Genomic DNA, 9867 nt, shown 5'->3' on the forward strand with positions numbered 1-9867 from the left:
GAGGGCTCCCCCAGGGCGAGCCCCTCGCTCGGCTCACTGAGCGACACCGTGAAGGTCTGCTCCGGCTCAATAAGCGCATCCGTCAGCGTCGGCACCGACACCGTCTTCGGCCCTTCCTCGCCCGCGGCCCAGCTCAGCCTCACACTCGTCGCGGTGTAATCCTCCCCCGCGACCGCGCTGCCATCCGCGGTACTCACCGTCACCGAGGCGGGAACATGGCTGCCCGCGGACCGCGTCACCGTGAACACGGCGTCCTCACCCTCGGACACGGTCACGTCCTCCAGTAACGCAACCTGCCCCGCAATCACCGGCACCTCGACCGCGCCAATGTCCGCGGCGGGGCCCTGCGGGCGGGCCGTCCCCAGCTGGTCCACCGCGAGTGCGCTGCCCAGGGCGGCGTCGACCAGCGGGGAACCGTCCCCGGGCACCCGCACGGGCATCGGGAGGCTGTGCTGCGCTGACGCGGCGTCCGCGAGTGCGTGCAGACCATACTCGCCGAAGGGACGCACCTGCCGTCCGGACGCAGCCGGCACCGCCGTCGGGGCCACGACGTAGGCCATGAAGGCTTCGCGAACCCGGGCCTGCTCGCTCACGATCTCAACGGGATCAGCCGCTCCGTTGGCAATGAGCGAGTGCTCCAGCAGGAGCTCCCGCTCGTCGGAGCTGCCGGTGTGCACGCTGAGGCCACCGCCGACCACCGTGCTGTGCGAGAGCGCCACCGCGCCGATGCCGTCCGCGACGGCGATCGCGGGCAACCCGTCCTCGGGAGACTCGTCGCTGTCCCCTTGGAACGTCGAGTTCTCCACGCGGAGCGCGGAGCCAACGGCCGGACCATCCCCGTAGCGTTCCACTCCGCCAACGGAGATGTGCGCGGCCAGGGGGTTGCCCTCCTCACTTGCCGCCTCCGCCTGGGTCGAACGGTTCCCGCTGAATGTGCTGCCACTGACGTCAATCAGCTCGGGAATCACACTCGTTCCGTCGCCGGAGCTCTCGGTGTGTCCGACGCTGATTCCGCCCGTCTGCCCGCCCGCGTTGTCCCGAAACACCGAGTCAGCAACCCGGAGGAGCGGAGCGGAGCCGGACACCGGCTGGGTGAGGTAAAACCCGCGTACCTGCAGGGCTCCCCCCACGTTGTCCCAGCGGCCGGGCCCATTCCCCTCGAAGAGACTCCGGCTGATCAGGATGGAGTCCTCGCCCGAGGCCTCATAGATCTCGCCCACGGCGAAGCCGCCGCTCGCGTTATTGCGAAACACGCTGTCTTCCACGAGATACTGTCCGCGCGTGCCCTCATCCTCCAACACGAAGGCCGCATCATCCGAGCCACCCGCTTCCGAGCCATTGTCCAGGAAGGAGCTGCGCTGCACGACGAGCTGGCCCCCCTCCGAAATCGCGGCGGACACGGCGTAGGAACTGAAGTTCTGGAACGTGGTGTCCCGGATGCCCAGCAGGCACAGTTGGCTTGTGCTGAGGCCGTACGTTTGGTCCCCATCGCTCACGTTTTGGATGTGCAAGCCGTCAAACACAAACAGGTCGCGTTCCGCGTTCGGTGCTACTTCCGCAAAGTTGTCGGTGTCCACCGTGAGAGTAGCCCGTCCGCCCTCGGCGACCCCGGCGGCGCGGAGGACGACCCCCTCCCAGATCGACAGTTCGGAGGTGACCCGCACGTCGAGGTCACGCTGAATCTCAACCGTGTCGACCCCCAGGGAATCGTTCGCCTGCCGGATGGCCCAGCTCAGCGACCCCTCAGCGCCGTCGTCCTCGGCCCGGGTCACGGAGAACAGTTCCCCGACGGTCACCCCGGGCTCGGGCAGCGTCGGCTGTGGCTCGCAGCCGGAGCGCTCCTCGGGCTGCGCCCACGCCCCCGGCCCCGCCCAGGTGAGCCCGAGCACAAGAGCGCCCACGGGCAGCATGACCCACGAGTGTCGAATCCGGTGCCGCTTCATGTCTCTCCCCTGTTCTCCGCACAACGGCGGCGTGTTCCTCAGCAATGTTCAGTGTCTTGGCCGGTTCCGTGCCGGGACGGCATCACGGCCGCGGACGGCAGACCCCGCGCGCGGAGAGCGACGCGGCAGGCCCCACCGCGGGCGGCGACGAGCCGCCCGCGGGACGTGCCTACCGTGAACGCAGCGCCCGCGCCCGCCGCCCGGCGAGCGCCAGGCCGCCGAGCAGGAGCGCCCCGGCCGCGAGCAGCCCGCCCGTCAACGCCCCGGAGCCGGAGCCCGTGTTCGCGAGCGGGTCCGTGCCCGGCTTCGGGGTGGCCGTGCCGCCGTCCGTGGCGTCTGTGGCGTCCGTGCCCCCGTCTCCTGTGGAATCCGCGTCGGTGGCCGCGTCCGCGTCCGTCTGAGCATCCGCGTCGCTGGCCACGGCACCGTCTGCGTCCGCCTCCGCATCAGCGTCCGCGTCGCCGTCCGTGCCCGGCACCGTCGTGTCCAGGATCGTCCCGGTCACCGTCACCGGCTCCCCGAGCACGAGCCCATCCGTCGGCTCGCTGAGCGACACCGTGAACGTCTCAGCGTCCTCAACGGTGCTATCGGTCAGCGTCGGCACCGACACCGTCTTCGGCCCGTCCTCGCCCGCGGCCCAGCTCAGCCTCGCACTTGTCGCGGTGTAGTCCTGCCCCGCGACCGCGGTGCCATCCGCGGTGCTGACCAGCACGGAGGCTTCCCCGTCCGAACCACCCGAGCGCGTCACCGTGAACACGGCGTCCTCGCCCTCGGACACGGTCACATCCTCCAGCAACGCCACCTGCCCCGCATCGTAGGGAATCTCGATCGCCCCGATATCCGGGAGCGGTGCTGCCCCCGGCCCCTGCGGACGAGCCGTACCCAGCTGATCCTGAGCGATCTCGCTCGCGGCGGCCGCATCGATCAGCGGCGACCCCTCACCGGGCACCCGCACGGGCAACGCCGGGCCACCGCGTGCGGGCGGCACCTCGGCCAGAGCCTGGAGTTTCGCGTCAGCCAGGTTCGGGAACACCAGTCGGCCGTCTCCGGCAGGAATGCCGGACGGCTCGCCGACGTAGGCCATGTGCTGTTCCTCGACGGTCACCTCGGGCAGGTTGGGTCCGACGCCGATCTCCAGGGCGGGCTCAGCACCGCCGTCGATCAAGGAGTTGTTCAACTCAACCGTTTGTGGGAACACCCTCGGCTGCACAAAGACCCCGGTGCCGATCAGGGTGCTGTGGTCGATCGTGACCGGCCCCTGGCTGGACGAGATCATGATGCCGGGAGCCGGTTCGCCGCCCGCCGCCTCGGTGCTCTCAAACGTCGAGTTCTCAATGCTGAGCAACCGGGCCACGAGGGGATCGTTCTCGTCAGGGTCTGCGGTTTCCGAGCCTATGGCAACGTGTCGGGCTCGTGAAACACCATCGTCATCCTCGTACAGCCGAAGGTGGCTGTTATCCACAAAGGAGGACCCCTCAATCGACACCACGGTGCCGAGCTCCGGCCCCTCCCAGCCATAGGTGTCAATCTCGCCGATGCTGACGCCGCCGGCGCCTCCCCCGCGGTTGCCGCGGAACACCGAATCCTCGATGAGAACGATCGGAAATTCCAAGGCTTCCGAGCCTTCCTCAAGCTCAGAGAAATACATCCCACTGATATAGAACGCCCCGCCGGGCTGCCAGTCGTCGTCCGTCGTCCCATTGTTTTCGAAGGTCGAGCGGATCACGCGGATGGTCTGGGGGTACGTAATGTCATATTCTTCGCTAAAGCTGACACCGCCTCCGGCGTTATTGACGATGCGAGAATCCTGGATCAGCATGCTCCCGCGGGTTCCTTCCGACGCAAACTCCATCGCGGGCTGTAGGCGTTCCGCCTCCGGAGCGTTCGCTCCGTCGATCACGCTGTTCAGGAAATGAAACCGTGATTCTGAGCTCTGTTCTTGATAGAGAACGGTTCCGGCAAACTGCGAGAAGGTGGAGTCTCGAACCGCGGAAGCGCACAGGGAACTCTCCAGCCCTAGAAACTCATCCCTTTCGCTCGTCCCGAGGTAGGTAAAGTCGACCTGGTCAAGCACGAAGATTTCAGACCTCGGGTTCCAGCTGGACCCCCCGACGGCCGAGACCCAAAAATCCACGCCGTCGTTCATGACGTGCACCGCCGCGCGACCGCCGCTCGCCCAATCCGCCGGGCGAATGATGAGGCCCGAAGTGACCGAAAGGTACTCCTCAAGCACCACGGTGACCCCAGCCGCGATTTCGATGGTGTCCGTTCCCGGGCTGTCATCGGCTGCGGCCAGGGCCGATCGGAACGACCCCGGACTCTCATCATCCACGCCGTGCGTCACGGTGTAGAGCTCCCCGACGGTTTGCCCGAGCACCGGGAACTCATCCGTCGGTGCACAAAACTCAGGAAAAGGTTCGTCCTCGGCCCAGACAGCCGTCGGGGCCAGCGTCACGCTGAGCCCCATGACGAGAGCCGCGGACAGGACCCCGGCGACAGAACGATTCTTCCGGTGATGCATAAACCCCCAGTTCAGCCCTGCTCGACGCAGGTTATTGGTACAGCAATCAAGCGGTCTCGGCGATGTCCCGAAGACCGAAGGTCACGGACGAGGCACCTCACAGCTCACTCGAGCGCGATGCTTGTCCGGCGAAGACCCGGCGCAACAACACCACCAGCCCACCGAGCAGGAGCCCGAGAGCCGCAAGGAACAGCCCACCGCCACCATTCGATCCGGTGTTCGCGAGCGGGTCCGTGCCCGGCTTCGCGGTGGCCGTGCCGCCATCCGTGGCGTCCGTGCCCCCGTCACCGGCGGCATCCGCGTCGGTGGCCGCATCCGCGTCGCTGGCGGCGGCATCGGCGGCTCCGTCCCCGGCACCGTCCGCGTCCGCGTCCGCGTCACTGTCTCCGTCGGAATCCGCGTCACCGTCCGCGCCGGGCACCGTCGCGTCCAGGATCGTCCCCGACACCGTCGAGGGCTCCCCCAGGGCGAGCCCCTCGCTCGGCTCGCTCAGCGACACCGTGAACGTCTGCTCCGGCTCAATAAGCGCATCCGTCAGCGTCGGCACCGACACCGTCTTCGGGCCGTCCTCGCCCGCGGCCCAGCTCAGCCTCACACTCGTCGCGGTGTAGTCCTCCCCCGCGACCGCGCTGCCATCCGAGGTGCTGACCAGCACGGAGGCTTCCCCGTCCGAACCACCCGAGCGCGTCACCGTGAACACGGCGTCCTCGCCCTCGGACACGGTCACATCCTCCAGCAGAGCAACCTGCCCCGCGATCACCGGCACCTCGACCGCGCCAATGTCCGCGGCGGGGCCCTGCGGGCGGGCCGTCCCCAGCTGGTCCGTTGCCAGTTCGCTCGGCTGGGCGGCGTCCACCAGCGGGGAATCCTGCTCGGGGATCCGGACCGGGAGCCCCAGGCAGCCCTGACAGGGTTCCTGCGCGGCGAGATCGCCGAGCTGCAACCCCGCGATATCGGAAACGAGCACCCGTCCTGGACCCGGCTCGATCGCCTCTGGGGCGACCGTATACGCCATATGTTCTTCCGTAATCGTTAGGGAAGCGGGTTCCTCGGGATCCCCTTCGCCTTCCGTCACACGGAGGGGTTGTTCAACACCGTTCTCCAACACGGAATTCCGCAGTTCTACGGCTGTGGCTGCATAATCTGCACCCAGCACGCCGATACCGGCGTTCACGAGGGTGCTGTGCTGAATAGACAATGCACCGGCGATACCGGACATCGAAATCCCCGGCAGCGATGTACCCGGAGGCCCCTCGACCGTGGAATTCATAAGGTTGAGAGCCCGAAAGGTGTTCTGGGGCGCTGTTCCATCGCCGTCGATGACGATCGCCGTTGCCCCAGCAGGATCATCGGCCCGGACCGGCTCGGTGACCGCGTTGCCCTGGAACGTGGAGCCGCTAATGCGCACGAGCTCCCGAATCTGATGATCCTCGCTGGTGTACGCGCGAGCAAACGCAATCCCTCCCGCCAAGTTTCCGATGTTGTCGATGAAGACTGAGTCCGTCACGGTCAGGATCGGTCCCTGAAATTCGGTGTCCATGTGTATCCACGGTGCGGAGATGGCTCCACCAGACATGCTCTCGCTTCCCGCCCCGTTGCCCTGGAAGAGTGTTCGGGAAATGTGAATCCCCTGATCATCTTGGAAGTTATCTTCCCCATCGATGGCGATCCCCGGGCTGACATTATCCCGGAACACGGAGTCTTCAATGAGCACGCGGCCCCCAGCACCCTCGCCGCCCATCGTGAAGGCTCCCGCTGGCTGATTCTCCCCGAATCCGTTCTCGGCAAGCACGACTCGAATGAAACGCACCGCGTCGGCCCAGCTTGATTCGAGGTGCACGGCAACGTCGGGAAAACCGACAATGGAAACGTCGCGAAGCACAGTCATGCATACGTCGTAGCCGGTATCAATCCCGGAGGCCCGATACGGATCCTCCCCGGCGTAGCGCAGGTCGAGGCCGTCCAGCAGCACAAACGCGTTTTCTTCGTCACCGCCATCAAATTGGAAGAGGACCTCATCTTCCAGCAACGTGATCGTTGCTCGCTCACCAGCGGAGACGCCCTCAGCGCGGATCACGAGGGACCCATGAGTCGAGAGACCATATTCCTGGATCACATCCACCCCCGAGGCAATCACGATCGTGGAATCACCGCCGTCCTCGTAGGCTTGGTCAGCGGCCCATTCGAGTGATCCCACGTCGTCATACTCACCCGTCGGCTCGGTCACGCGATAGACCGTGCCGATGTCTTCACCAGGGGCAGGGGGCTCCCAGTCCAGTGAGCAGTGAGCTGGGAGCTCCGCTGGGACCGCCTCGTTGGCCCAAGCGCCAGGAGTCCCCACTCCGAGTCCGATCAGCAGGGCCGTCGCTGACGCTCCGGCCAAACCTGAAATCACACCATGACGCATAAACCCCCCAGTTCAGCGCCCGCAGCAATGCGGGCACGCGCCTAATGTATCAATCACGCGGTAAAGAGTCACGGATTCGTTGCTCGCGCAGACTCACCAGCGGGGCTGCGCGCCAATTCGCCACGGCACGCTGAACTTCGGCTCCTCCACGGGCGCCCCTGTGTAGGCTGAGGGTATGGAAGAGCTGTCGCACGAGGACTTTGAGGCCCTGGTCTCCGAGGGCCTGGACCGCCTGGACGAGCGAATGCTCGCCGGGCTCGACAACGTGATCTTCGTCGTCGAGGACGAGCCAGAGGACGGCTCCGATTTGCTCGGCATGTACGACGGCTTTGCCATGACCGAGCGCGGCGCTTACGGCTTCGGGGAGCAGCCCGACCGCATCATCCTGTTCCGGAAAAACCTCCTGCACCACTGCGCGGACCACGACGATCTCGTCCACGAGATCCACGTGACGCTGGTTCACGAGATTGCGCACTTCTACGGGGTCGATGAGGCCCGCCTGCACGAGCTGGGGTGGGGCTAATGGTGAGCACCGTCATTGACGGCGTCCGCACGGACACCGAGCAGGCCCAGGAGCTGACTCCCGCGAGCCGCGAGCAGCGCGCTTGGGAGACCGTCGTCTGGGACGACCCCGTCAACCTCATGAGCTACGTGAGCTACGTGTTCCGCAGCCACTTCGGCATGACCCGCGAGCGGGCCGATCAGCTCATGCTCCTCGTGCACACCGAGGGCAACGCGGTCGTCGCCGAGGGCTCCCGCTCGGCGATGGAGCTGCACGTCGAGGCGATGCACGCCTACGGCCTGTGGGCGACCCTCCGCGAGCGGGGCGAGTAATGCGCATCCTCGCCGGGTACGCCGGACGCCTCACCCTCGAGCTGCACCCCGACGAGGCCGCCCTGATCGACAGCCTCGTCGGCCAGGTGCTCGAACTCCTCCAGTCGCACAGCAGCACCGAGCTCGACCCCGATCCCCTGCTCGCCAGCCTGGAGGTGGGCGGCAGCAGCACCCCGCCCGAGGACCCCGCGCTCGCGCGCCTCTTCCCCGACGCCTACGAGGACGCTGTGGAAGCCTCCGAGTACCGCCGCTTTACCGAGCAGGGCCTGCTCAACCGGAAACTCCAGGATGCGACGGTCGTCTCCGCCGCGCTCAGCGCAGAGGCCCCCGACCGGGCCTCCCGGGAGCCGCTTCGCGAGGACCCGGACGGCACGATCGACGGCCAGCGCATCATGGCGGACGAGGATGCCCTCCCGGTCAAGGTGACGATCACCGAGGCCTCGCTCGAGGCCTGGGTGCGCACGCTCACCGCGGTGCGCCTGGCCCTCGCGGCCCGCCTCGGCCTCGACTCCGACGAGGACCACGAGCGTCTGGAGGACGACCCTGAGGCGCGCAGCACGGTCCTGGTCTACGACTGGCTCGCCGCGATCATCGAGTCCGTGCTCCAGTTCGAGTCCGCGGTGGTCGAGGATTCCGACCCCGAGGCGCTCTAGCACCCACCGGATCCGGGAGGGGGCGGGACCACGCCTCGGCGCGCTCTTCGTAGCGCTCATCACTGAAGTTCGTCTACACTAACTTCATGTCCCTGCAAGTCGAAGTTCCTGAGCGATCCCCGAATCGGCGCGCGGGACGCCTGGGGCTGCTCGGCCCAGCCTTCGTCGCCGCGATCGCCTACGTCGACCCCGGCAACGTCGCCGCGAACCTCACCGCCGGGGCCGAGTACGGCTACCTGCTTCTCTGGGTGCTCGTCGCCGCGAACGCGATGGCGGTCATCGTGCAGTACCTCTCCGCGAAGCTCGGACTCGTCACCGGCCAGAGCCTGCCCGAGGTGCTCGGCGGTCGGCTGCGCACCTGGCCCCGGCGGCTGTTCTGGCTGCAGGCGGAACTCGTCGCCGCGGCCACCGACGTCGCCGAGGTGATCGGGGGCGCGCTGGCGCTCTACCTGCTCTTCGGGGTGCCGCTCCCCCTCGGCGGGCTCATCGTCGGCATCATCTCGATGCTGCTGTTGCAGGTGCAGTCGGCGCGCGGCCAGCGCCCCTTCGAATTCGTCGTGTTGGGCCTGCTCGGGGTCATCACGGTCGGCTTCCTGGCGGGCCTGTTCTTCAGCCCGCTCGACGGCGCCGGGATGCTCGCCGGGCTCGTGCCCCGCTTCGAGGGGGCACAGACGATCCTGTTGTCCGCGGGCATGCTCGGGGCAACCGTCATGCCCCACGCGATCTACCTGCACTCCGCGCTGGCGCGGGACCGGCACGGCTCCGGACACAGCCCGAGCCACCTGAAGCGCCTGCTCTCCGCGACGCGCTGGGACGTGACGCTCTCGCTGATCCTCGCGGGCGGGGTCAACGTCGCCATGCTCCTGCTGGCCGCCGCGAGCCTGCCCGGGGTGGCGGGCACCGACACGATCGAGGGCGCACACGCGGCCATCACCTCCGCCCTCGGCCCCACCATCGGCGTCATCTTCGCCCTCGGCCTCCTGGCCTCCGGGCTCGCCTCGACCTCGGTCGGCTGCTACGCGGGCGCCACGATTATGTCGGGCCTCCTGCGCGTGCGCATCCCGATGATCGCGCGCCGCGCCATCACGCTCATCCCCGCGCTCATCCTGCTCGCCACGGACATCGATCCGACCTGGGCGCTCGTGCTCAGCCAGGTGCTCCTCTCGGTGGGCATCCCGTTCGCGCTGATCCCCCTGGCCCGGCTGACCGAGGACCGCGCGCTCATGGGCCCGTTCCGGAACCGGCTCCCCCTGCGCACCGCGACCTGGATCGTCGTCGGGTTAATCGTCGCGCTGAACCTGCTGCTCATCGGCCTCACCTGGACCGGACAGGCCTAGCGCCGCCCGGGCAGCCCCCCGCTGCCGAGGAAACAAAAACGGGCCGCCATCCTGATGGATGACGGCCCGTTTCTGGTTGCGCCTAGGGGGTGGGCACGAAGGCGTCCTCATCGCCGTCCGCGGCGATCGAGAGCACCTTGCCCTGGAAGAAGGCGGGGCGAACGCGGGACTG

Annotated in this window: 7 protein-coding genes; 4 read left to right on the plus strand and 3 right to left on the minus strand. The window is 67.6% G+C overall.

Annotated features, from left to right (window positions below; translation table 11 throughout):
• The 3 genes from OOT08_RS00965 to OOT08_RS00975 form a co-directional block, all read right to left on the minus strand.
• Positions 1-1943: Calx-beta domain-containing protein (locus OOT08_RS00965; protein ID WP_325090718.1), on the minus strand; the 1943-nt coding region annotated here is incomplete at its 3' end.
• Positions 1944-2112: 169 nt separating this feature from the next.
• A complete protein-coding gene (locus OOT08_RS00970; RefSeq protein WP_325090719.1) occupies positions 2113-4464 on the minus strand; it encodes a Calx-beta domain-containing protein in 2352 nt (783 codons plus the stop codon).
• A 97-nt stretch (positions 4465-4561) separates the two neighbouring features.
• Entirely contained in the window at positions 4562-6661 is a 2100-nt protein-coding gene (locus OOT08_RS00975) for a Calx-beta domain-containing protein (RefSeq protein WP_325090720.1), read from the minus strand.
• A gap of 385 nt (positions 6662-7046) precedes the next feature.
• Here OOT08_RS00975 and OOT08_RS00980 point away from each other — a divergent pair, with 385 nt between their 5' ends.
• From OOT08_RS00980 to OOT08_RS00995, 4 genes are all read left to right on the plus strand, one after another.
• Complete coding sequence (locus OOT08_RS00980) at positions 7047-7394, plus strand: metallopeptidase family protein (protein ID WP_325090721.1); 348 nt, start codon at positions 7047-7049, stop codon at positions 7392-7394.
• A complete protein-coding gene (gene clpS, locus OOT08_RS00985) occupies positions 7394-7705 on the plus strand; it encodes an ATP-dependent Clp protease adapter ClpS (RefSeq protein ID WP_325090722.1) in 312 nt (103 codons plus the stop codon). Before OOT08_RS00980 ends, clpS begins: the two co-directional genes overlap by 1 nt.
• Entirely contained in the window at positions 7705-8358 is a 654-nt protein-coding gene (locus tag OOT08_RS00990; RefSeq protein ID WP_325090723.1) for a DUF2017 family protein, read from the plus strand. Before clpS ends, OOT08_RS00990 begins: the two co-directional genes overlap by 1 nt.
• 86 nt (positions 8359-8444) lie before the next feature.
• Positions 8445-9695 (plus strand): Nramp family divalent metal transporter, encoded by a 1251-nt coding sequence (locus OOT08_RS00995; protein WP_325090724.1) that lies wholly within the window; start codon positions 8445-8447, stop codon positions 9693-9695.
• Positions 9696-9867: the final 172 nt, after the last annotated feature.

It is taken from the genome of Leucobacter sp. M11 (assembly GCF_035726885.1).
Taxonomy (GTDB): domain Bacteria; phylum Actinomycetota; class Actinomycetes; order Actinomycetales; family Microbacteriaceae; genus JAPFRB01.